The organism is Streptomyces sp. NPDC001194 (assembly GCF_042896985.1).
Classification (GTDB): domain Bacteria; phylum Actinomycetota; class Actinomycetes; order Streptomycetales; family Streptomycetaceae; genus Streptomyces.
The window spans coordinates 288,661-311,835 of the sequence record NZ_JBIAXU010000002.1 but is presented as its reverse complement, the minus strand read 5'-3'; the positions used below and the strand labels follow the sequence as shown (position 1 = coordinate 311,835).

General features: G+C 73.1%; 21 protein-coding genes. 14 read left to right on the top strand and 7 right to left on the bottom strand.

Translation table 11 applies throughout. The features are described from left to right. Positions 1–183 precede the first annotated feature (183 nt). The 4 genes from ACFY1T_RS06145 (at position 184) to ACFY1T_RS06130 (ending at position 4,712) form a co-directional block, all read left to right on the top strand. Positions 184–1,290, top strand: a complete 1,107-nt coding sequence (locus tag ACFY1T_RS06145) for an energy-coupling factor transporter transmembrane protein EcfT (protein ID WP_390787159.1) — start codon at positions 184–186, stop codon at positions 1,288–1,290. Next, entirely contained in the window at positions 1,287–3,158 is a 1,872-nt protein-coding gene (locus ACFY1T_RS06140; RefSeq protein WP_390787158.1) for an ABC transporter ATP-binding protein, read from the top strand. Before ACFY1T_RS06145 ends, ACFY1T_RS06140 begins: the two co-directional genes overlap by 4 nt. After that, positions 3,155–3,958: an ECF transporter S component gene (locus ACFY1T_RS06135; protein WP_390787157.1), complete on the top strand. Its 804-nt coding sequence runs from the start codon at positions 3,155–3,157 to the stop codon at positions 3,956–3,958. The genes ACFY1T_RS06140 and ACFY1T_RS06135 overlap by 4 nt, the downstream gene beginning before the upstream one ends. Before the next feature lie 301 nt (positions 3,959–4,259). Further along, the gene (locus ACFY1T_RS06130) at positions 4,260–4,712 is read left to right on the top strand and encodes a transglycosylase SLT domain-containing protein (protein ID WP_390787156.1); all 453 of its coding nucleotides are present in this window, start codon (positions 4,260–4,262) and stop codon (positions 4,710–4,712) included. A 179-nt stretch (positions 4,713–4,891) separates the two neighbouring features. On the opposite strand, the gene ACFY1T_RS06125 is transcribed toward ACFY1T_RS06130, so the two are convergent. After that, entirely contained in the window at positions 4,892–6,061 is a 1,170-nt protein-coding gene (locus tag ACFY1T_RS06125) for a steroid 3-ketoacyl-CoA thiolase (protein ID WP_390787155.1), read from the bottom strand. 241 nt (positions 6,062–6,302) lie between these two features. Between ACFY1T_RS06125 and ACFY1T_RS06120 the strand changes: the two genes are divergently transcribed. Continuing rightward, on the top strand, positions 6,303–7,547 hold the full coding sequence (locus ACFY1T_RS06120) for a cytochrome P450 (protein WP_390787154.1): 1,245 nt from the start codon (positions 6,303–6,305) through the stop codon (positions 7,545–7,547). 192 nt (positions 7,548–7,739) lie between these two features. After that, the gene (locus ACFY1T_RS06115; RefSeq protein WP_390787153.1) at positions 7,740–8,117 is read left to right on the top strand and encodes a DUF6193 family natural product biosynthesis protein; all 378 of its coding nucleotides are present in this window, start codon (positions 7,740–7,742) and stop codon (positions 8,115–8,117) included. Positions 8,118–8,314: 197 nt separating this feature from the next. Here ACFY1T_RS06115 and ACFY1T_RS06110 read toward each other — a convergent pair whose 3' ends face one another. Continuing rightward, positions 8,315–10,333 carry a bifunctional glycosyltransferase 87/phosphatase PAP2 family protein gene (locus ACFY1T_RS06110; RefSeq protein ID WP_390787152.1) on the bottom strand — a complete coding sequence of 673 codons (2,019 nt, stop codon included), beginning with the start codon at positions 10,331–10,333 and terminating at the stop codon, positions 8,315–8,317. Positions 10,334–10,453: 120 nt separating this feature from the next. Here ACFY1T_RS06110 and ACFY1T_RS06105 point away from each other — a divergent pair, with 120 nt between their 5' ends. After that, positions 10,454–10,786, top strand: coding sequence for an antibiotic biosynthesis monooxygenase (locus ACFY1T_RS06105; RefSeq protein WP_327283233.1), 333 nt, complete (start codon positions 10,454–10,456; stop codon positions 10,784–10,786). Positions 10,787–10,865: 79 nt separating this feature from the next. On the opposite strand, the gene ACFY1T_RS06100 is transcribed toward ACFY1T_RS06105, so the two are convergent. After that, complete coding sequence (locus ACFY1T_RS06100; RefSeq protein ID WP_030873752.1) at positions 10,866–11,261, bottom strand: nuclear transport factor 2 family protein; 396 nt, start codon at positions 11,259–11,261, stop codon at positions 10,866–10,868. Between the two features lie 106 nt (positions 11,262–11,367). On the opposite strand from ACFY1T_RS06100, the gene ACFY1T_RS06095 reads away from it, so the two are divergent. Next, positions 11,368–11,892 (top strand): GNAT family N-acetyltransferase, encoded by a 525-nt coding sequence (locus ACFY1T_RS06095; RefSeq protein WP_390787151.1) that lies wholly within the window; start codon positions 11,368–11,370, stop codon positions 11,890–11,892. 68 nt (positions 11,893–11,960) lie between these two features. Here ACFY1T_RS06095 and ACFY1T_RS06090 read toward each other — a convergent pair whose 3' ends face one another. Further along, positions 11,961–14,027 carry a DHA2 family efflux MFS transporter permease subunit gene (locus ACFY1T_RS06090; protein WP_390787150.1) on the bottom strand — a complete coding sequence of 689 codons (2,067 nt, stop codon included), beginning with the start codon at positions 14,025–14,027 and terminating at the stop codon, positions 11,961–11,963. Between the two features lie 223 nt (positions 14,028–14,250). On the opposite strand from ACFY1T_RS06090, the gene ACFY1T_RS06085 reads away from it, so the two are divergent. Together ACFY1T_RS06085 and ACFY1T_RS06080 are read left to right on the top strand one after the other, a co-directional pair. Next, complete coding sequence (locus tag ACFY1T_RS06085) at positions 14,251–15,105, top strand: peptidoglycan-binding protein (protein WP_390787149.1); 855 nt, start codon at positions 14,251–14,253, stop codon at positions 15,103–15,105. A 147-nt stretch (positions 15,106–15,252) separates the two neighbouring features. After that, the gene (locus ACFY1T_RS06080; protein WP_390787148.1) at positions 15,253–15,948 is read left to right on the top strand and encodes an HAD-IA family hydrolase; all 696 of its coding nucleotides are present in this window, start codon (positions 15,253–15,255) and stop codon (positions 15,946–15,948) included. A gap of 1,038 nt (positions 15,949–16,986) precedes the next feature. Here ACFY1T_RS06080 and ACFY1T_RS06075 read toward each other — a convergent pair. Continuing rightward, a complete protein-coding gene (locus ACFY1T_RS06075) occupies positions 16,987–17,580 on the bottom strand; it encodes a TMEM165/GDT1 family protein (RefSeq protein ID WP_099892692.1) in 594 nt (197 codons plus the stop codon). A gap of 626 nt (positions 17,581–18,206) precedes the next feature. Here ACFY1T_RS06075 and ACFY1T_RS06070 point away from each other — a divergent pair. From ACFY1T_RS06070 to ACFY1T_RS06055, 4 genes are all read left to right on the top strand, one after another. Continuing rightward, positions 18,207–18,851, top strand: a complete 645-nt coding sequence (locus ACFY1T_RS06070; protein WP_390787429.1) for an HNH endonuclease family protein — start codon at positions 18,207–18,209, stop codon at positions 18,849–18,851. Between the two features lie 130 nt (positions 18,852–18,981). Further along, entirely contained in the window at positions 18,982–20,649 is a 1,668-nt protein-coding gene (locus ACFY1T_RS06065) for an alkaline phosphatase D family protein (RefSeq protein ID WP_390787147.1), read from the top strand. A 219-nt stretch (positions 20,650–20,868) separates the two neighbouring features. After that, on the top strand, positions 20,869–21,504 hold the full coding sequence (locus tag ACFY1T_RS06060; RefSeq protein ID WP_030869102.1) for a DedA family protein: 636 nt from the start codon (positions 20,869–20,871) through the stop codon (positions 21,502–21,504). 190 nt (positions 21,505–21,694) lie between these two features. Next, a complete protein-coding gene (locus ACFY1T_RS06055; RefSeq protein WP_390787146.1) occupies positions 21,695–22,198 on the top strand; it encodes a hypothetical protein in 504 nt (167 codons plus the stop codon). Between the two features lie 54 nt (positions 22,199–22,252). Here ACFY1T_RS06055 and ACFY1T_RS06050 read toward each other — a convergent pair whose 3' ends face one another. Continuing rightward, on the bottom strand, positions 22,253–22,495 hold the full coding sequence (locus ACFY1T_RS06050; protein WP_030869100.1) for a DUF2277 domain-containing protein: 243 nt from the start codon (positions 22,493–22,495) through the stop codon (positions 22,253–22,255). 15 nt (positions 22,496–22,510) lie between these two features. Then, positions 22,511–23,143, bottom strand: a complete 633-nt coding sequence (locus ACFY1T_RS06045) for a hypothetical protein (RefSeq protein ID WP_390787145.1) — start codon at positions 23,141–23,143, stop codon at positions 22,511–22,513. Positions 23,144–23,175 lie beyond the last annotated feature (32 nt).

Genomic DNA, 23,175 nt, shown 5'->3' with positions numbered 1-23,175 from the left:
GGGGCCGGGAACTCCCCCCGCGCCGGTGGCGCCGGCGGGTACGGCGGCCTTGGGCCGGCCACGGCGGGCGGTGCGGGCACGGTCCGCCCCCGCCGGCCCGCGGACGAAAACGTGACACGGCCCGGGCCCGGGCCGGCCGGGGCGGGTGGTCCCGGGCCGGGGCCGGCGTACGAGAAGAGCCGGGTGCTCCGGCTGGCGGCTCCGCGGGCCCGCCGGGGCAACGCCCTGCACGCGGGGGCGTGGTGGCTCTGGGCGCTCGGCCTGGCCACCGCCGCCTCGCGCACCACCAACCCGCTGCTCCTGGGCCTGATCGCCGGCGTGGCCGGCTACGTCGTGGCCGCCCGCCGGACCGCCGCCCCCTGGGCGCGTTCCTACGGCGCGTTCCTGCGGCTCGGCCTCTTCGTCATCGGGCTCCGGCTCCTCTTCTCCGTGCTGCTCGGATCCCCGATCCCCGGCGCGCACGTCCTGTTCACCCTCCCCGAGGTGCCGCTGCCCGACTGGGCGGCCCAGGGGATCCGCCTCGGCGGGCGCGTCAGCGCCGAGCAGCTCGTCTTCGCCTTCTACGACGGCGCCAAGCTGGCCACCCTCCTCGTCTGCGTCGGCGCGGCCAACGCCCTCGCCAACCCGGCGCGGCTGCTGAAGTCCCTCCCGGCCGCCCTCTACGAGGCCGGGGTCGCCGTCGTCGTCGCCATGACCTTCGCGCCGAACATGGTCGCCGACGTCGCCCGCCTGCGCACCGCCCGCCGCCTGCGCGGGCGCCCCACCGGCGGCGTCAAGGCCGTCGTCCAGATCGGCCTGCCCGTCCTGGAGGGCGCGCTGGAGCGCTCCGTCGCCGTCGCCGCCTCGATGGACGCGCGCGGCTACGGCCGTACCGCCCAGGTCCCGCCAGCCGTCCGGCACACCACCAACGCCCTCACCCTGGGCGGCCTGCTCGGCATGTGCGCCGGCACGTACGGGCTGCTCGCCGCCGAGGGCGCCGCGTACGGTCTGCCGGTCCTCGCGATCGGGCTCGCTCTGGCACTGGCCGGCCTGCGCCTCGGCGGGCGGCGCAGCATCCGGACCCGCTACCGGCCCGACCGGTGGGGGTGGCGCGCGTGGGTGGTCGCCGGGTCGGGTGCGGCGGTCGCCGCCGCCCTGATCCGCGCCGGGTCGCTCGACCCGGCCGCCCTGCAGCCCGGTGTCGTCCCGCTGGTCGCCCCGGCCCTGCCCCTGTGGCCGGCGGCGGCGATCCTGATCGGCCTGCTCCCGGCGTTCGTCGCCCCCGTGCCTCCGAAGGAGTCAGCGCAGTGATCCGCTTCGAGCAGGTGTCGGTCACGTACGACGGCGCGGCGCGGCCCAGTCTCCGCGATGTGGACCTGGCGATCCCGGAGGGCGAGCTCACGCTCCTGGTCGGCCCGTCGGGCGTCGGCAAGTCCACCCTCCTCGGCGCCGTCTGCGGCCTGGTCCCGCACTTCACCGGGGGCACGCTGCGGGGCCGCGTCACGGTCGACGGCCGCGACACCCGTACGCACAAGCCGCGCGAGCTCGCCGACGTGGTGGGCACGGTCGGTCAGGACCCGCTCGCCCACTTCGTGACGGACGTGGTCGAGGACGAGCTGGCGTACGGGATGGAATCGCTCGGCCTGGCCCCGGCCGTCATGCGCCGCCGCGTCGAGGAGACCCTGGACCTGCTCGGCCTGAACGAACTGCGCGACCGCCCCATCGCCTCCCTGTCCGGGGGCCAGCAGCAGCGGGTCGCGATCGGCTCGGTCCTGACCCCGCACCCGAAGGTCCTGGTCCTGGACGAGCCCACCTCGGCCCTGGACCCGGCCGCCGCCGAGGAGGTGCTCGCGGTCCTTCAGCGGCTGGTGCACGACCTGGGCACGACGGTCCTGCTGGCGGAACACCGCCTGGAGCGGGTGGTCCAGTACGCGGACCAGGTGCTCCTCCTCCCGTCCCCGGGCGCGGCCCCCGTCCTCGGCAGCCCGTCCGAGATCATGGCCGTCTCCCCCGTCCACCCCCCGGTGGTGGCCCTGGGCCGCCTGGCGGGCTGGTCCCCCCTCCCCCTGTCGATCCGCGACGCCCGCCGCCAGGCCCCACCCCTCCTGACCCGCCTCCCCGCACCCCCGCCCCACCCGACGCCGGCGGCCGCTACGGCGCCGGCGGGTGCGGGCGAGTCGGGGTCCGGGGGCGAAGCCCCCGGTTCCGGGACGGGGCGGGGCGGGGAGAAGGCCCCGCACAGCGGCCCCGCACCCCGCCCCGGCCTCCTGGCGCGCCTGCTCCGCCGGAGCGAGCCGGCCCCCGGCCCCGCGCACGACACCGGCGCCGGCAGCGCCCCGGCCGAACCGGTGGCGCGGATCTCCGCCCTGTCCCTCCGCCGCGGCCGCGCCGAGGTCCTCCACGGCATCGGCCTCTCCGTCGCGGCGGGCGAGACCATCGCCCTCATGGGCCGCAACGGGGCCGGCAAGTCCACCCTTCTCGCCACCCTCGTCGGCACGCTCGCCCCCACCACCGGCACCGTGACCGTCGGCGGCCGCACCCCCCACCGCACCGCACCGCAGGAGATGGTCCGCCGCGTCGGCCTCGTCCCCCAGGAGCCCCGCGACCTCCTCTACGCCGACACCGTGGCCGCCGAGTGCTCCGCCGCCGACTCCGACGCCGGCGCGGCCCCCGGCACCTGCCGGGAGCTGGTCTCCTCCCTGCTCCCCGACGTCCCCGACGACACCCATCCCCGGGACCTCTCCGAGGGGCAGCGCCTGGCCCTGGCCCTGGCGCTCGTACTCACCGGCCGGCCCGCCCTGCTCCTGCTCGACGAGCCGACCCGCGGTCTGGACTACGCGGCAAAGGCCCGGCTGATCGAGATCTTGCGGGCGCTGGCCGCCGACGGGCACGCGATCGTCCTCGCCACCCACGACGTGGAGCTCGCCGCCGAGCTGGCCCACCGGGTCGTGATCCTGGCCGGCGGTGAGATCGTCGCGGACGGCCCGACCGCCGAGGTCGTCGTGTCCTCCCCCGCGTTCGCACCGCAGGTGGCCAAGATCCTGGCCCCGGCCCACTGGCTCACGGTGACCCAGGTCGCGAAGGCCCTGACCGAAGCGACACCCCGGGCCCAGACCGCCCCGGAAGCCGAGGCCGCCTCCCGAAGCGAGGCCACGCCCCGGGCCGAGGTCACGCCATGAGCGCCCGCCCCCTGCGCATCGGCCCCCGCGCCGCCGCCGCGCTGCTCCTCGTCACCCTCATCGGCATCGCGGCCTTCGGCTGGCCCCTCCTCGCCGACCGCCAGTCCGGCCTCGCCCACTCCCAGGACGCCCCCTGGCTCTTCGCCGGGCTGCTCCCCCTCCTCGTCGCCGTGGTCGTCGCGACCATCGCGGACCAGGGCATGGACGCGAAGGCCGTGGCGATGCTCGGCGTGCTCGCCGCGGTCGGTGCGGCCCTGCGGCCGCTGGGCGCCGGCACGGCCGGCCTGGAGCCGATGTTCTTCCTGATGGTGCTCAGCGGCCGCGTCCTCGGTCCCGGCTTCGGCTTCGTCCTCGGCTCGGTCACGATGTTCGCGTCCGCCCTGCTCACGGGCGGGGTCGGGCCGTGGATGCCGTTCCAGATGCTGGCCATGGGCTGGTTCTCGCTGGGCGCCGGGCTGCTGCCCGGTGCGGAGCGGCTCCGGGGCCGGGCGGAGCTGCTGATGCTGGCGGCGTACGGGTTCGCCGGCTCGTTCGCGTACGGCACGATCATGAACCTGCAGGGCTGGGTGCTCCTGCAGGGCATGGGCCAGGGCATCTCGTTCCACCCGGGGGATCCGGTCCCCGCGAATCTGGCGCGTTTCGCCGCGTACTGCGTGGCGACGTCGCTGGGCTGGGACCTGGGCCGGGCCGTGCTGACCGTCGTACTGACCCTCGCGATCGGCGGCACGCTGCTGAAGGCGCTGCGGCGGGCGGTGCGGAAAGCGGCGTTCGAGGCGCCCGTTTCCTTCGGTTCGCGTTGAGGGTGGCCTGGCGCACAGCCCTATTCGCGTAGCGGACCGCAACGGAACGTGACATTCGGGCCTCCTGCCCGTGACTCACCCCATAGGACCCACGTCACATACGAGCGGCTCTAGTAGGCCGCCCACCCCGTTCCCCCGCGGCCCGGAGCCCTGATCCGGGGCCGGGCGCTGCGAAGCCCGCTAGTAAGGGGGGACGTTGCCAGCGCCCCGCCGGCCTGTCTAACTGGTGATGTCGCCACGGCGGCGGGCCACCACGGCCCCCGCCCGACGAACCCCTCTCCACCGCGTGAAGGGCTCACGCATGCCCCCGGCATGCCGCGACCGTCCTTGTCCCCGTCGGAAGGTTTCCTCCGTGTCCCACGTCATCCGCCGCATCGCCGCCTCCAAGAAGACCCTCGCCGGCTCCATCGTCGCCCTGGGCGTCGCCGGCACCATGCTCGCCACGGTCCCCGCCCAGGCGGCCCCGACGAGCGCCAAGGCGATCGCCCAGCAGATGATCAAGGACCCGGCGCAGTTCGCGGCCTTCAACAACATCGTTTCCCGCGAGAGCGGCTGGAACCACACCGCCACGAATGCCTCCTCCGGCGCCTACGGCCTGGTCCAGGCCCTCCCGGCCTCGAAGATGGCCTCCGCCGGCTCCGACTGGAAGACCAACCCCGCCACCCAGATCAAGTGGGGCCTGGACTACATGAACTCCCGCTACGGCAGCCCCGTCGGCGCCTGGAACTTCTGGCAGACCCACCACTGGTACTAAGCCACCAGCGGACAGCCCGACGGCGCGAGCAGACGGCGCGAGCAGACGGCGCGAGAGCAGTGCGAAGGCCCCGGTGGCCGGACCTCCCCAGGTCCGGCCGCCGGGGCCTTCTGTTTCCCATCCCACAGGGTCCGTGCGGCCGGCGCCGGCGAAGGCGCCCTCGGCCGCCGCATGGCCGCCTAGAGCCGCTGGATGATCGTCCCGGTCGCCAGCGCGCCGCCGGCGCACATGGTGATCAGCGCGAATTCCTTGTCGCGGCGCTCCAGCTCGTGCAGCGCGGTGGTGATCAGCCGGGCGCCGGTCGCGCCGACGGGGTGGCCGAGTGCGATGCCGCCGCCGTTGACGTTGACCTTCTCCAGGTCCTGGTCGAAGACCCGGGCCCAGCTCAGCACGACCGAGGCGAAGGCTTCGTTGATCTCGACGAGGTCGATGTCCTTGAGGGACATCCCCGCCTTGCCGAGGACGGCCCGCGTCGCGTCGATCGGCCCGTCCAGGTGGTAGTGGGGGTCGGCGCCCACCAGGGTCTGGGCGACGATCCGGGCGCGCGGCCTGAGCTTGAGCGCGCGGGCCATCTTGCGCGAGGCCCACATCACGGCGGCGGCCCCGTCCGATATCTGCGAGGAGTTCCCCGCGGTGTGCACGGCGGTCGGCATGACCGGCTTGAGCCGGGCCAGCGCCTCCATGCTCGTGTCCCGCAGGCCCTCGTCGCGGTCGACCAGGCGCCACATGCCCTGCCCGGCGCCCTGTTCCTCCTCGGTCGTCGGGACCTGGACGGCGAAGGTCTCGCGCTTGAACCGCTCCTCCGCCCACGCGGCGGCGGCCCGCTCCTGGGAGAGCAGCCCGAGCCGGTCGACGTCCTCGCGGGTCAGGCCCCGGTGGCGGGCGATCCGCTCGGCGGCCTCGAACTGGTTGGGGAGGTCGACGTTCCACTCGTCCGGGAAGGGCTTGCCCGGGCCGTGCTTGGAGCCGGAGCCGAGGGGCACCCGGCTCATCGCCTCGACGCCGCACGCGATGCCGATGTCCATGACCCCGCCGGAGATCATGTTGGCGACCATGTGGTTGGCCTGCTGGGAGCTGCCGCACTGGCAGTCCACGGTGGTCGCGGCGGTCTCGTACGGCAGGCCCATGGCGAGCCAGGCGTTGCGCGCCGGGTTCATGGACTGCTCGCCCGCGTGGGTGACGGTGCCGCCGACGATCTGCTCGACGCAGTCGGGCTGGATTCCGGTCCGGGCGAGGAGTTCGCGGTACGTCTCGCCGAGCAGGTAGGCAGGATGGAGGTTGGCGAGCGCTCCCCCGCGCTTGCCGATGGGGGTGCGTACGGCTTCGACGATGACGGGTTCCGCGGCCATGAGCTCGTCCTCTCCTGCACTGTGCCGGCGCGGCGGGCCGTCCCGGCGCCCCGCCCGAACTAGTACGCGTTCTAGTTCTCCCCGCAGTCTTATGACCTGCAACCCCGGCACGCAAGGGTCTTGCACGCGCCTTACACGGATTCCACACGCAACAGTTGACGCGAGGACCCTTGTCACTTCTAGAACTCGTTACTACCTTCAAGCCAACTTCTGATGGGCCGTCAGACTTTGGAGTCGCCCGATGTCGTGTCCCGCGCTGCCCGAAGGCTTCGACGCCACCGATCCCGACCTGCTCCAGGACCGCGTCCCCTTCCCCGAGTTCGCCCAGCTGAGGCAGACCGCACCCGTGTGGTGGTGCCCCCAGCGACGCGGCGTCACCGGCTTCGACGACGACGGCTACTGGGTCGTGACGCGGCACGCGGACGTCAAGTACGTCTCCACGCACCCCGAGTTGTTCTCCTCGACCACCAACACGGCGATCATCCGCTTCAACGAGCACATCCAGCGCGAACAGATAGATGCCCAGCGCCTGATCATGCTGAACATGGACCCGCCGGAACACACCCGCGTACGGCAGATCGTGCAGCGCGGCTTCACCCCGCGGGCCATCCGCGGACTGGAGGGCGCCCTGCGCGACCGGGCCCGGAAGATCGTCGCCGAGGCGCTGGCCGCATCGGCCGACGGCAGCTTCGACTTCGTCACGCAGGTCGCGTGCGAGCTCCCGCTCCAGGCCATCGCCGAACTGATCGGCGTACCGCAGGAGGACCGGCTGCGCATCTTCGACTGGTCGAACAAGATGATCGCCTACGACGACCCCGAGTACGCGATCACCGAGGAAGTCGGGTCCAACGCGGCCGTCGAACTCATCGGCTACGCCATGAACCTGTCCGCCGCCCGCAAGGAGTGCCCGGCCAAGGACATCGTCACGCAGCTCGTGGCGGCCGAGGGCCAGGGCAACCTGGGCTCCGACGAGTTCGGCTTCTTCGTGCTGCTGCTCGCGGTCGCGGGCAACGAGACCACGCGCAACGCCATCAGCCACGGCATGCACGCCTTCCTGACCCACCCCGAGCAGTGGGAGCTGTACAAGGCGACCCGGCCGGCCACGGCCGCCGAGGAGATCGTCCGCTGGGCGACCCCGGTGGTCTCCTTCCAGCGCACCGCCACCAAGGACACCGAGCTGGGCGGGCAGAAGATCAAGGCCGGCGACCGGGTGGGCCTGTTCTACTCCTCCGCCAACCACGACCCCGAGGTGTTCACCGACCCCGACCGCTTCGACATCACCCGCGACCCCAACCCGCACCTGGGCTTCGGCGGCGGCGGACCGCACTTCTGCCTCGGCAAGTCCCTGGCCATCATGGAGATCGACCTGATCTTCAACGCGCTGGCCGACTCGCTGCCCGACCTGCGGCTCGCCGGGCCGCAGCCGCGGCGGCTGCGCGCCGCCTGGCTCAACGGCATCAAGGAGCTTCGGGTCAGCCACGGTTGACGGCCGGCCCGTGGTCCACGACGGCAGGGGCCGCTCCTCCCACGCCCCGGCCCCTGCCGTCCGCGACCCGGCGGGTCCCGCCGCAGCCCTCGGGCCCGGCCGCGCCCCGTCCTTCGCGTTCCTTCGGGTTCCCTCGCGTTCCTTCACGTCCGGGGCATTGTCCCGGGGGCGGGCTGCCGTCAGACTGCGCGGATGAACCTTCAGGCAAGCGGGCCTGCCGACTGCGTGGAAGCGCGCTGGCAGCGCCTGCCGACGACATGGCGGCTGATGCACGAACGGGGCGGTTCCCCGGTCCTGAGCCGGGGCGTGCTCGCGCTCATCGACGCCGCCTCCGCAGAACCGTCACTGCGCCGGCTCTACCCGTTCACCAGCCACTTCACCCTGTGGTTCAGCGCCCGCACCAGCCACCCCTTCGAGGTGGCGGCGCCGGCGGTCGAGCCGCTGCGCGACGGCCGGTTCCGCGTCCTGAGCCCGACCCACAAGCGCGTGATCGGCGAGGCCGACACCGCGCAGGCGGCGGTCGCCCTCGTCGTGGCGGGACTGTCCGAGGCCCCGGACCCGGCCGCCTGACCCGTACGGGACGCCGCGCGATCCGTACGCGACCGGCGGCCCCCGATCCGTACGGCCGCCGGGCCCCGATCGCGCCCGAGTGGCGCGCCGGCCTCACCCGGCGGATCCTGACAGGACGCGGCGATCCGTCGAAGGGGTGCCGGGACGGGTACGAGACCCTCCCGGCACCCCTTCGTCGCGCCCGCTCCCCGCCTGCCCTACGCCCGCGTACGCGAGGTGGCGGCCACCCGCTCCGGCTCGCGCGGCCGCGGAACCCTCAGCCCGGCCGGCAGGGCGGCCCCGCGCGGCCCCGACAGTACGTAGACCAGCCCGAACCCGGCGGTCACGACGGCCGCGCCGCCGACCGCGTCGAGCACCCAGTGGTTGGCGGTGGCGACGATCGCGCACACAGTGATCAGCGGGTGCAGCGCCCCGAGCAGCTTCTGCCAGCCCTTCGGCGCGAGCGTGACGATCACGATCCCGCACCACAGCGACCAGCCGAAGTGCAGCGAGGGCATCGCCGCGTACTGGTTGGAGATCGCGGTCATCGCCCCGTACTGGGGATGGGCGAGGTCCTGCGGTCCGTGCACGGTGTCGATGAAGCCGAGGCCGGGCATCAGCCGCGGCGGCGCCAGCGGGTACAGCCAGAAGCCGATGAGCGCGAGGACGGTGGCCAGGCCCAGGGAGGCGCGGGCCCAGCGGTAGTCGCCCGGCCTGCGCCAGTACAGCACCGCGAGGATCGTCAGCGGCACCACGAAGTGGAAAGACGTGTAGTAGAAGTTGAAGAACTTCTCCAGCCAGGGCGTGTTCACCACGGCGTGGTTCACGGCGCGCTCGATGTCGATGCCCAGCGCCCGCTCAACGGCGTGGATCTGGCTCCCGTGACCCTCGGCGAGGCTGCGGCTGGTGGGCGCGGCGGCCCGGATGTGCGAGTAGAGGGAGTACCCCACCCGTATCAGCAGCAGCTCCAGCAACAGGTTGGGGCGCGACAGCACGCGCCGCCAGAACGGCATCAGCGGCACCCGCGACCACCGGGCGGCCGCCGGCCGGCCGTACGCCGTCGGGACGGGCTCGCGCCAGTACGGCGAGGAGCGCGGCAGGAACGGCACGGCGCAGGCCGCCGCCAGCGCGGCGAGCAGCAGCACGTTGTCCCGTACGGGGGCCAGTACGGCCAGGTTGGGCAGCAGCACGTCGGCGGGCAGGCTCATGGCGAGCACCACGGCCACCGGCCACACGGGCCGGTCCGCCGCACGCGTGCCGACCTTGCCGGCCACCGCGAGCAGCACCCACAGCAGCTGGTGGCGCCAGCCGGTCGGCGCCACGGCGACGGCCACGCAGCCGGTGACGGCGACGGCGAGGAGCAGCTGGCCGTCGCGGGCGTAGCGGGCGGCGCGGCGCAGGCCGATCCAGCCGATCCCGGCCGCGAGGGCCACGTACAGGATGATCTCGGCGGGGCCGCTCAGGCCGAGCCGCAGCAGCGCGCCGTGCACGGACTGGTTGGCGAGGCCGTCGGGGGCGCCGCCCAGGCCGGTGCCGGCCAGGTGGTGGACCCAGTACGTCCAGGAGTCGCGCGGCAGGGCCGCCCAGGACAGGGCGGTGGCCGCGGCGAAGGTCACGGCGGCGGCCTTGGCGGTGGGGCGGCGGCCGGTCAGCCACAGCAGCGGCGCGAAGAGCAGCAGGGCCGGCTGGAACGCGGCGGCGAGGCCCACGAGGAACCCGGCCGGGCGCTCGCCGGGCACCCGGAACACGGCCAGGAGCACCAGCAGCACGGGCAGGACGGCGGTCTGGCCCGGCGAGGCGGCCTCGCGGACCGGCAGCGACACCATCATCAGGGCGACCAGCACGGGCGCCGCGAGGAGCGCGGTGCGCCGCGGCACCGGGTCGGGCAGGCCGCGCGCGGCGACCAGCCCGACGGCGGCGACGAACAGCAGCGTCACGCAGGTCCAGGCCACCTCCAGGGAGGGCGCCGCGAGACCGAGGAACGGCTTCAGGACCAGCCCGGCGAAGGGGGTCCCGGTGAACTGGCCGCCGTCGTACAGCGAGCCGGGAAAGCCGCTGGGGAGCCGGAACCCGTCCAGCCATTCGCCCGGCGGCACCCGCAGCACGGCGGCGGCCTGTCTGACGGCGAGGACACCGGCCAGTGCCCACAGGAGGAGCCGTGCCGCCCCCAGCCTGCCGCTACCGCCTATGACCCCGGCATGTCCGTTCGCACCACCGTGCTCTGCCGCGTTAGCCACGCCTCGCCGGCCTCCCGCCCTGTTGACCGCAACCTTGACTTCGCCTGGCTGCCGCGTTTCGTGCACCGCTCGATTACCTGGGACGACGATATCCCGCATGGGATCCCTAGGATGGCGTGCATGAGCATCGTGAAGATCAACGCGCTGACCGTCCCCGCTGAGCAGCGGGAAGTCCTGGAGCAGAGGTTCGCCTCACGCGCGGGCGCCGTGGAGGGTTCGGACGGGTTCGAGTGGTTCGAGCTGCTTCGTCCCGTCGAGGGCACGGACCAGTACCTGGTGTACACGCGGTGGCGGTCGGAGGAGGACTTCCAGGCGTGGATGGAGGGACCCATGAAGGCGGCTCACCAGGGTGGCGGCGCGGGCGGGGGCGAGCGCCCCAAGCCGGCGGCCTCCGGGTCGGCGGTGTGGTCGTTCGAGGTCGTGCAGCAGGCGGCGCCCAAGCCGCAGGGCTGAGCTTCGCCGAGGCCTGGCCGGAGGGCGCGGGCGGCAGGACGTGGAGGGCGCGGGCGGCGGCGGGCGGGGCCGCCGCCGCTCAGCTCCAGAAGCGGTCCTCCTCGTCGATGTCCTGCGTGCACTCGTCGATGTCGCTGACCTTCCCGCCGACGATCGTGAAGAAGAGGCCCTCCTGGATCTCGATCCCGCGGTCGCCGCGGTCCGCGCGCGCCGTGTGGAAGGACATGGCGTGGCCGCGCCCGTCGACGAGCACCGCGTGCAGCTCGACCCGGAGGGTGCCGTTCGTCTCCGCACCGAAGCGGCGGTACAGGTCGAGGACGGCCTCACGGCCCTTGTGGTGCCCCGAGAGCGGGTTGCTGCCGGGCACGTGATGGATGACGTCGGCCGTCATCAGCGTGCCCATCGTCTCCATGTCGCCCTTGCCGAAGGCCTCGTAGGCGCGGCGGATCAGGGCGGCGTCAGGGTGCTCGGACATGGCGTCTCACGCCCTCCATCTGGGTTAAATGCGTCTTTTCCTATCATCAGCCCGTACCTGTGGATATTCCACGCGGCGGACGGCGCCCGGACTCCACAATGACGCCATGGACATCAACGCCACGAGCACCCGATCCACCCTCCCCGCGGCCGGCAACTGGACCGTCACCGCCGAGCACTTCGGCACACCGGACGCCACCGCGCTGCGCCGCGCGTACTACGCGGAAGTCGCCGGCCGGTACTGGAAGCGGCCCGCCACGGAGACCGAGATCGATGAGGGCCTGCGGGACGACCCGGCCGACGGCCTCGCACCGCCGACCGGCCAATTCGTGGTCGGCCGGCTGGACGCGGCGCCCCGGGCCTGCGGCGGCATACGGCTGCTCGACCCCGTCACCGCCGAGCTCACGAGGGTGTACGTGGCCCCGCGCGCCCGCGGCACCGGCGGCGGGGCGGCGCTGCTCACGGCCCTCGAGGCGGCGGCCCGCGCGCTCGGCGCCGAGCGGGTGCGTCTCGACACCCGCTCGGACCTGGTGGAGGCGCGGGCCCTGTACGCGCGGCAGGGCTACCGGGAGATACCGGCGTACAGCGCGGGCCCGTACGCGGAGCACTGGTTCGAGAAGCCCCTGGCCTGACCGGCTGACCGCCTGACGGCCTGACGGCCTGGCCGCCTGGCCGCCTGGCCGCCTGAACCGAGTCGGGGTCAGTGGGCGGCGTGGTCGCGGGGGGCCTCGGCGCCGAAGGGTTCCTCCGCGTCGGAACCGCACAGCTCCGCGTTGATCTCCTTGACCAGCTTGACCAGGTCGGTCGGCCGGTCCGGGCCCCACCAGTCGCCGAGCAGTTCGGCGAGCGACTCCTCGCGGGCCTCGGCGAGTCTCCCGGCGACCTCCCGGCCGCGCTCGGTCATGACCAGCGGCAGTCCGTCCCGTACGGCCAGTTCGCGCTCCTCGAGCTGGCGGGCGGCGTCGGTGATCACCTTCAGGGGAACGGTGGTCCGCTCCGCGAGCATCGCCGGCTCGGCGGACCCGTACTTCTTGATCCGCAGCAGCAGCCAGCTCGCCGCGGGCAGCAGGTCGTAACCGGCCTTCTCGGTGATCTTCTCGTAGACGTGGCGGCGGCCCTCGCGGGTGCCGAGGACGGTCAGTGCGCGGGCGACCTCCTCGCGGGAGGAGCGGTGGACGGGGTTGGAAGCGAGGGTCTCGGTGACGTCGGGCGCGGTGACCGAGCCGCGGAGCACGTCCTCCTTCAGGAACCAGGCGATGACGAAGGCGACGAGGACGACGGGCACGGCGTAGAGGAAGACGTCGGTGATGGAGGAGGCGTAGGCGTCCAGCACGCGCGGCCGCAGCTCGGCGGGCAGCCGTCCGATGGCCCGCGGGTCGGCCTCGACCAGCGCGGCCGTACCGGGCGGCACCGGCAGCCCGGCGAAGGCGGCGGCGAGCTTGCCGTCGAGCCGGTTGGTGAAGACCGTGCCGAAGATCGCGACGCCGAAGGAGGCGCCGATGGAGCGGAAGAACGTGGCACCGGAGGTGGCGACGCCGAGGTCGGCGTAACTGACGGAGTTCTGCACGACCAGCACCAGCACCTGCATGACCAGACCCAGTCCGGTGCCGAAGACGAAGAAGTAGACGCTCATCTCCCAGGTGCCGCTGGTGCGCGTCAGCTGGTGCAGCAGGAGCAGGCCGATCGCGGTCACTCCCGTGCCCGCGATCGGGAAGACCTTCCACCGTCCCGTGCGGCTGACGATCTGGCCGGAGGCGGTGGAGGAGATCAGCATGCCGAGCACCATCGGCAGCATGTGGACACCGGACATGGTGGGCGAGACGCCCTGGACCACTTGGAGGAAGGTCGGCAGGTAGACCATCGCGCCGAACATCGCGAACCCGACGACGAAGCTGATCACCGAGCAGAGGGTGAAGGTGCGGATCCTGAACAGGCCCAGTGGCAGGACCGGTTCGACGGCCCGCCGCTCGACGAACAGGAACACGGCGAGCAGGAAGGCGCCGAGCACGGCCAGGCCGACGATCCGGCCCGAGCCCCAGCCCCAGGTGCCGCCGAGGGAGGCGACGAGCACGAGGCAGGTGGCGACGCAGGCGATGAGGAAGGTGCCGAGGTAGTCGATGGTGTGCTTCATGCGGCGCACGGGGATGTGCAGGACCGCGGCGATGACGACGAGCGCGACGAGACCGATGGGGAGGTTGATGTAGAAGACCCAGCGCCAGGACAGGTTGTCGACGAACAGACCGCCGAGCAGCGGTCCGAGGACGCTGGTCGCGCCGAAGACGGCGCCGAAGAGACCTTGGTACTTGCCGCGCTCGCGCGGCGGGACGATGTCGCCGACGATCGCCATCGACAGCACGATCAGCCCGCCGCCGCCCAGGCCCTGCAGGGCTCGGAACCCGATGAGCTGCGGCATGTCCTGGGCGAGCCCGCACAGCGCCGATCCGATGAGGAAGAGGACGATGGCGCCCTGGAACAGCTTCTTGCGCCCGTACTGGTCGCCGAGCTTGCCCCACAGCGGGGTGGCGGCGGTGGCGGCCAGCATGTAGGCGGTGACGACCCAGGACAGGTGCGCCATGCCGCCCAGCTCGCTGACGATCGTCGGCAGGGCCGTGGAGACGATGGTCTGGTCGAGCGCCGCGATCAGCAGGCCGAGCAGCAGGGCGCCGATGGAGACGAGGACCTCGCGGGAGGCGTGTTCGGCGGTGGGGCCGGACGGGTGCGGGTCGGGAACGGGTTCCGCGGCGTCCGTGGTCGCATCCTGAGCCATCCGCTCCTCCTCGGGCCGGATCAACATGTCCATCCTGAGCGGTGTGGCCGGATATGGCCTCTCGGGCGGGTTGGGCGGGCCCCGGAGGGTCTGCATAATCGCAGGCAATGGCCAGGGAGGGATTCCAGTGAGCACTGAGCGCTGTCCAGAATGCGACGCCGTAGGCGTCGACTGCGGGTGCGCGCCGGGGGGCGGTTTCGAGCCACTGCGCGTCCGGCCGTACGTGACGCTCCCCGAGCCGCGCCAGTCCGGCGGTCTGCCGCCCCCGCAGCCGGTACGGGGCGTGGTGGCCGGCCCCGCGGGCGGGTACGTCCACCCCGGCGAGGCGCCGCCGCGGGACGACACCCCGGCGTACGGGATACCCGTGGCCTGGCCGGACTCACCGCCGCAGGCGACCTGGCCGGCCGAGACGGTCCGGCTCCGGGCAGCAGCCCCGGCGGCGGGCCCCGCAAGCGAAAACGGGGGCGGGGGGAGGGGTGGGGGTGGGGGCCCCGAAAAGCGGTCCGGCGGCACCCGCCGCCGTCGGCTCCCGACGATCCTGGCCGGCGCCGGCACGGTGGTCGCCGTGGGCACCGCGGCCCTGGCGCTGGGGATGCTCCCGCGCTCCGGCGACAGCGACACCGTCCTGCTGGACGCCAAACCCTCGGCGCCCGCCGCGAGCGTGGCTCCGGCCGGCCCCACGCAGCCGGCGGCCACGCGCAGCCCCTCCCGCTCCTCCTCGGCCTCGGCTTCGGCCTCGGCTTCACCGAGCGCTTCCAAGTCGGCCTCCCCTTCCGCCTCCCCCACCGCCTCCCGCAGCTCGGCACCCCCGTCCCCGAGCCCGTCGACGACTGCGAGCCGCGCACCGAGCTCGGCTCCGCCGAAGGCGCCGACGCTGAGGTACGGGGATGCGGGCCCGGAGGTGGAGAAGATGCAGCGCCTGCTGGCGGGGCAGGGCTACTACCGGGGCAGGATCAACGGCAAGTTCGACAGCCGTACGGAGAACGCGGTCTCGGATTTCCAGTGGCAGAACGGCATCGACGACGACTGGGGCGTCTACGGCCCGCAGACCCGGCAGGCCCTGGAGGGCGCCCGGTGATCGCTCGCGCGGCGGCCTTCGTGACGCGGAGTGGCGCAGACCGCCCAAGGTTTTGTATCGTGTAGGAACAAAGTGGTTCCGCCCGCAACCCCTGACCGGTGGGCGGAACCGCTTGTTCTCTTTCCCGCCCCGTCTGGAGCACCGCCGATGTCGGCCAGCACCACCAGCACCGCGACCACCGCACCCGTCGTCCTCAAGGCCAAGGCCCTGCTCCTGGACATGGACGGCACCCTCGTCAACTCGGACGCGGTGGTCGAGCGCTGCTGGCGGGAGTGGGCCGTGTCCCACGGGCTGGATCCGGAGGAAGCCCTGAAGGTCGTCCACGGCCGGCAGGGCTACGCCACGATGGCCATCCTCCTGCCGGAGCGCCCGATGGAGATCAATTACGCGGAGAACAGCGTGATGCTCGCCCGCGAGACCGCCGACACCGACGGCGTGGTCCCGGTCGGCGGAGCGGCGGAGTTCATGACGGCGATCGACGGCCTGCCGCACGCCCTGGTCACCTCGGCCGACGCCGCCCTGGCCACGGCCCGGATGACGGCCGCCGCCCTGCGCATGCCCGAGGTACGGGTCACGGCCGAGTCCGTCAAGGCCAGCAAGCCGGACCCCGAGGGCTTCCTCATGGGTGCCGCGGAACTGGGCGTGGACCCCGCCGACTGCATCGTCTTCGAGGACTCGGCGGCGGGCATCACCGCGGGCCTGGCCGCGGGCATGCGCGTGATCGGCATAGGCCCGCGAGCCGCGGCCCACGCCCCGACGGCCCACGTCCCCGACCTGACGTCGATCCACGTGACAACGACCCCGGACGGCAGGATCCACCTGACGCTGACGCCGGCGGCCTGAACGCGGAGCGGGGTCACCGACTGGCGGGGTCCCGGTAACCGGGGTCAGGGGAAGTCCGGGGGTTTCCCGGCAGTCCACTGTCCTTCCGTGTCGGTCCGGGCCGTCAAGGGCGCTCACTTCGTTCGCGTCGCTTCGCGATGGCCTTCGGCCACCCTTGACTGCCCGGCCCGCCCCGGAATGCCATAAGACTGCCGGGAAGCCCCCGAAGGAACGGTCAGGGGGACGGCCAGGCCCACGGGTGCGTCAGGGATGCGGCCCTTGCCACCCGGTTCGGCAGCATCCCGCCTCACCCGCACCACCGACCGCCGGCCAGTCCCGGGGGCGCCCCAGATCGCTACGCGCTCCTGTCGGCATGGCGTCCGGCGACCGCCTGTGGCCGGACATAAGCCGCCCACGACCAGCCCCAACCCTCCAGCAGGGCGCCTGCGGCCTGTTTGTCCCTTTTGGTGGTCGATTGGGAATCACGAACCGTCTTGCCGGAGTGGGAGGTTGGGAAATCCGGCATGAGACTCCCCCTCGCCCGTTTTCGTCCGCAGACAGTTCGCAGGCGCCCGCAAGCAGCCCATGACGGTCCTTTGGCGTCCTCCAGCGACCCGCAGACGCCGAAATAGTCACCCATAGAGGACGTCTGGGCGGCTTATGTCCGGCCACAGACGGTCGTCGGTCGCTGAGACGTGAGGAGCACGTAGCCATCTGACGCGCCCCGGCGTCATGGCCGGGGATGGTGGTCCCGGGACGGGAACAGGGCCGGCGAAGAGTGCCGGTCAGGGTCGCTGAGGGCTCGTTCCTGTTGCTGAACCTCCCGGCCATTCCTTCGGGGGCTTCCCGGCAGTCTGTTGTCTTTCCGGGGCGGGGCGGTCGGTCAAGGGTGGCCGAAGGCCATCGCGAAGCGACGCGACCGCAGGGAGCGCCCTTGACGGACCGCCCCGACACGGAAGGACAGTGGACTGACGGGACGCCCCCGGACACACCACCGACCCCGCCCGCGTGGGTCCCGCCCCCCGAAGCCCCCGCCCCACCCTCCCGTCCCCCACGGCCTCAGCCCGCGATCGCCTCGTACAGCGAGAACGCGGCCAGAGCCGCCATCACGCCCGCCGCCACCTTCGTGATCAGGCGCAGCGGCACGTACTTCATCAGCGTCTTCCCGCCCAGGATGCCGATGCCCGCGACCGCCCACAGGGCCAGGACGGCGCCGAGGCCGACCGAGACGGGGTTGTCGTAGCGCGCGGCGAGGTTCGCGGTCATGATCTGGGTCAGGTCGCCGAACTCTGCCACCAGGATCAGCATGAATCCGGCGCCGGAGACCTTCCAGAAGGACTGGTCGGCAGGGGCCTTGACCTCCTCGTCCCCGTCGCTCTTCTTCAGGAGCAGCATGGCCGCGCCCGCGAGGAAGAGCACTCCGACGACGGCCTGGACGAGGCGGTGCGGGAGCAGGGTGAGCACGCTGCCCGCGGCGATGGCGAGTGCGACGTGTACGGCGAATGCGGCGGCGACGCCGGCGAAGACGTACGAGGCGCGGTAGCGCGTGCCGAGCATCAGTCCGGCGAGGGCCGTCTTGTCGGGGAGTTCCGCGAGGAAGACGACTCCGAAGGCGATCGCCGTGACGGTGATGCTGAAGGTACTGCTGAACACGGGGCGGAACCTCAATCGGTCGGGCAAGGACGCCTTCGAGCCGAGAGACCTGGGGTGTTTCAGGGGTCGCTTCGGCACGGCGGCGCCCTGACTGCGTCCATGCACCCGCCGTGGACGGGTGCAGATGAACAAGAACAGGACACTGCGGCCGAAGGTCTCGCTGGCCGACCGCTGTGCGCGGCCTGCCTCCGGGCGCCGGCTGGGGTGACCCAGCAGTATGTCGACGGTCCGGCGAAGAGCTACTCCCCTTCTGCACTCCACAGGATACGTGACGGCCACCGCGGCCCGAAATAGGCCGTTGGTCCCACGGCGGCCGGACCGCCCGGCGGGGTGCACACCCCACCCCCGGCCCCGCCCTCGCCCCGCGCCCCCCACCCCCGGCGCTCGACCCCGACCCCCACCCCCACCCCCACCGGCGCGAACACACCCCCTGCGCGGAATCTCAACTTCCGCTTAATCACGGGGAATTGACCCGTCCCGCATGTGACGTGCTCATGTCGCAAGCCTGTAACCTTGCGCCCGCCGCCACGCAATCTGGCGCCGCCACCATGGCCGCGCCCCTCCGGGGCTGACCGGCCACAAACCCCCCGCATACAGGGAGCCTCCTCATGGCCCTCAAGACCCTCATATCCGGTGTCTACGCGCGTCGAGTTGGCGTGCTCGCGTCAGCAGCCACGCTCGCCGCCCTCACCTCCCTCGTGAACGCGCCCGTCGCCCAGGCCTCCCCGCCCGCCCCCATCAGCGCCGCGGCCGCCCGCTCGTACCTGGCCACCGTCACCCCGAAGACGGAGGGCTCCCTCAGCGGGTACAGCCGCAGCCTCTTCCCGCACTGGAGCACCGTCTCCGGCAGCTGCAACACCCGCGAGACCGTCCTGAAGCGCGACGGCGTCGGCGTCGTCACCGACTCCGCCTGCGCCGCCGTGAGCGGCAGCTGGTACTCCGAGTACGACGGCGCCACCTGGACCAATGCCGCCGACCTCGACATCGACCACGTCGTCCCGCTCGCCGAGGCCTGGCGCTCCGGGGCGAACGGGTGGACCACGGCCAAGCGCCAGCAGTTCGCCAACGACCTCACGCGCCCGCAGCTCATCGCGGTCACGGACAACGTCAACCAGGCCAAGGGCGACCTCGACCCGGGCAAGTGGCTGCCCTCGCGGACCGCCTACCGCTGCACGTACGCGCGGATGTGGGTCGAAGTGAAGCAGTACTGGGGTCTGAGCATGGACTCCGGCGAGAAGTCCGCCCTGGTGGGCATCCTCAACGGCTGCTGACGGGCCCCCGCTCCCCCACCCCCGCGCACCGGCCCGGCCGTTCACCCGGCGTCTCCCCCGCCAGGGGGAGGCCACACCCCCCTTCCCCGTCGTACCGTGATCGAAGGGGCTACGGAGGAGGGGGAGTTGCATGGCCGGATTGCGTCTGGGGCCACTGCTTCGCTACGTCGACTGGGACACGGGCGGTTCGGCCACGATATGGGTCGAGGCCGACCGCCCGTGCACGGCCGAAGTGCGGTGCACGGGCGGGGCCGGCGGCAGCGTGCGCACCTTCCAGGTCGCCGGGCACCACTACGCGCTGGTGCCGGTGACCGGCCTGGCTCCGGGGAGCACCACGGCGTACGAGGTGCTGCTCGACGGCGTGCGCGTCTGGCCCCTGCCGGGCTCGGCCTTCCCACCGAGCACGATCACCACCCCCGCCGTCGCCGCGGGCGGGCGGCCGGCCCCGGGGCTGCGACTGACGTTCGGGTCGTGCCGGCAGTCCGCGCCGCCGGCCGGCAGTCACGGGCCGCACGGTCCGGACGCCCTCGACACGCTCGCGGCGCGGCTGGCCGCCGATCCGGACGAGGTGCGGCCGGATGTGCTCCTGCTGCTGGGCGACCAGGTGTACGCGGACCAGCTGTCGCAGGAGACGAGACGGTGGCTCGCGGCCCGGCGGGATCTGCGGGAGGCTCCCGGCGCCCAGGTCGCGGACTACGAGGAGTACACGCGGCTGTATTACGAATCCTGGCTGGACCCGGAGATCCGCTGGCTGCTGTCCACGGTCCCCAGCCTGCAGATATTCGACGACCATGACGTCATCGACGACTGGAACACGAGCGCTGCGTGGCTGGCGGAGATGCGGGCGACGCCGTGGTGGCGGGAGCGTGTGCTCAGCGGGCTGATGTCGTACTGGGTCTATCAGCACCTGGGCAATCTCTCGCCGGCCGAGCTCGCGGCCGACCCGCTGTACGGGGCCGTGCGCGAGACCCCGGACGGTACGGATGCGCTGCGCGCCTTCGCCTCCGCGGCCGACGCCGATCCGGGCTCGGTGCGCTGGAGCTACCGGCGTGACTTCGGCCGGTCGCGGCTGCTCATGGTGGACACGCGGGCTGCGCGGGTGCTGGCCGAGGGCGGGCGGGCGATGCTCGACCCCGCGGAGCAGCAGTGGTTGCGTGACAACGCCCTGTCCGGGCACGGCGGTTACGACCATCTCCTCATCGGGTCGTCGCTGCCGTGGCTGATGCCGCCGCTGATCCATGACGCGGAGGTGTGGAATGCCGCGCTGTGCCGGGGGGAGCGGGGGGCGCGGTGGGCGCGGATCGGGGAGGATCTGCGGCGGCGCAGCGATCTGGAGCACTGGGCGGCGTTTCCCGCTTCGTTCGCGGCGTTGAGCGATCTGATCGAGGAGGTGGGGACGGGGCCGCGGGCGCCGGCGACGGTGTGCGTGCTGTCCGGGGACGTCCATCACGCGTATGTGGCCGAGCCTCGAATACCCAGTACGGCGCGGGTGTTCCAGTTGACGTGCTCGCCGGTGCACAACTCGATCCACGCGGTGGTGAAGTGGGGTTTCCGGCTGGGCTGGTCGCGGGCGGGGCGGTGGCTGGGGCGCGGGTTCTCCCGGCACGGGAGGACGGGCCGGCCGCCGCTGAGCTGGCGGCGTACGGGTGGGCCGTGGTTCGGGAACCAGCTGATGACGCTGGCGCTGGCGGGCCGTTCGGCCAGGCTCCGGTTGGACCAGGCGCACAAGGGCCGCGGGGGGCGGAAGGCGGCCCGGCTGGTGACGGTGCTGGACCGGGAGCTGACGTCGGCCGATTGAAGGGGCGGGTCCGTGCACGGCGGGGCAGAACGGCATGAACGGGACGAATAGAGGGGCCGATGGCCCGAGCTGACAGACTGTGCGTCCGGGCAGCCCCCGGACATACGGCGTGCCAACTCCAGGCGTACGCTGTATGGCTGTCAAGCCGCCCCTGCCGCTCCCCCGCGACGTCGCGGCGCTTCACGTCGAAGCACGTCAACCGGACTGGGGAGTCCCGCCTTGTTTGAGACTCTGGGGTCGCTGACAGCGAGTCCATGGATCTACGCCGTGGTGGCGGTGTCCGTCGTGCTCGACGTCTTCCTGCCGGTGCTGCCGAGCGGGGTTCTGGTGATCACGGCTGCGGCGGCCGCGGCGGCCACCGGTGCGGCAGGTCCGGTGCCGGTGGCGGTTCCGGCGCAGGTGCCGGACATCCTCGCGCTGCTGGTGATCGCCACGACCTCATCGGTGCTGGGTGACATGGCCGCGTTCCGGCTGGCCCGGCGCGGCGGGGCCCGGCTGGACCGCGCGATCGCCCGGTCCCGTCGGCTGACGCGCGCCCACGAACGCCTGGGCACGGCCCTGGCCCGTGGCGGCGGCGCCCTGGTGGTGATCGCCCGCTTCGCCCCGGCCGGGCGCTCGGTGGTGTCTCTCGGCGCGGGCAAGACGCACCGCAAGGTCATGGAGTTCCTGCCCTGGTCGGTGCTGGCGGGCATGGCCTGGGCCGGGTACAGCGTGGCCCTGGGGTACTTCGGCACCCAGTGGCTCGGCGCCACCTGGCTCGGCACGGCGGTCTCCGTGATCGCCCTCTTCGCCGCGGGCGCCCTCGCGGCCTTCGTCATCCGCCGCCCCGTCCCGGCGGCGGCCCCGGCGGCGTAGGGACCGCCCCGGTCCGGCTCTTCGGAGTCCGCCGGGATCCCCCGGGTGGAGCAGCGGCTCACCCGTTCACCCGGCCCCGATCGCCGCCCCGGGCCCGGGCTCCTAGCGTCCACAGCACGGCGCGCAACCGAATCCGCGTCACATCCGTGCCCTGGCCGCGCCGTTTCGAGGAGCCCGAGGAGTTCTCTCCATGCCCGCCACGCCGCTCGCCCAGCCGCCGAACCGCCGCCTCCTGGCAAGGGTCGCGGCCGCGACCCTCGTCCTCGCCGCGGCCGCTCCCGTCACGGTCGCCCACGCGGCGTCCCCGTCCGCCACCGTCTCGCCCACCGCCGTCGCGCCGGGCGGCCGGGTCAGTCTGAACGTCACCGGCTGCGGGACCAAGACCGGTACCGCCTCGTCCAGCGCCTTCGGCGACGTACGCCTGACCCCCGGCAACCTCGAGGCCACCAACCTCTTCGGCAGCGCCACCGTCTTCAGCAACGCCGGCTCTGGCACGTACACCGTCACCTTCAAGTGCGGCGGCGGACAAAGCGTCGACGTCACCCTCCAGGTCGCCTCCGGTGCGGCCCGCGGCGGACTGGGCGGCAGCGTCGGCGCGATGAGCCCCGGCCAGATCGCCCTGGGCGGCACGCTGGCCGCGGGCGCGCTGGGCACCGGCATCTGGATCCTGCGCCGCCGCTCCCGTCTGACCTGACCCCACCGCGGCACTCGTGTCCGGACGGGCGGGGCGCCTTCCGGACCGGGACGTCTAGGCGGTGGCGGTGGCGCTGACGGCCGCGCCGGCGCCTCTGACCTGCAGACCGTCCAGCAGGTCCCGCGTCGCCTCGGCGATCGCCTCCACGGCGGCCTCGAAGACCTCCTGGTTGTGCGCGGCGGGCGCCCGGAACCCGGACACCTTCCGTACGTACTGCAGCGCGGCGGCGCGGACTTCCTCCTCGGTGGCCTTCTCGGGGATGGCGGGCGGGCGCAGGGTCTTAATGGAACGGCACATACACCCACTATCCCGCTACCGGGGCAGCTCGGCGCCGGAAAGTTTCATGATCAGGCCCGCTTGCAGCCGCGCCCTCAGCACCGGGTCCGCGACTTCGTCCAGCAGCTCGGCGGCCTGCTGGAGGGCGGCGGCGGCCCGCCGGTCCTCGCGCAGGGAGGCGGTCTGGTCGGCCATGTGCCGCAGCGCGATGTCGGCCCGCCGGTGGAAGAGCTGTCCGACGAGGGTGATGACCAGGCCGACCGAGCTGGTGACCACGCCGAGGTACAGCTCCCCGCTGGTCTCGGCCTTCCACACCGCGAGCGCCACCCCGAGCAGCAGGACGGCCGCCCCCGCCCCGGCGAACCGCTGGCTGGTGACGAAGCTGCTGCGTGCCTGCGTCAGCCCGTACGCGTAGTACTCGACCAGCACGGACGTGAACTCGGCGTCCCCGTGCCCGCCCCGCCGGCCCGCCGCCGACCCCGCGACATCGGCGTACTTCGGATCCCCCGCCCCGGCCGCGGGCTGCGCCACCTGTGCCAGCAGCCGCGCCCGCTCGGCATCCCGGCGCCGCTCGAACCCCTCCCTGGCCACCCGGTCCAGCCGGACGTACGCCACACCACCGCCGACGAAGGCCAGCAGCCCGACACCCGCCACCACCCACTCACCCATCCCCCGACCATCCCACGCCCCCTCAACGCGCG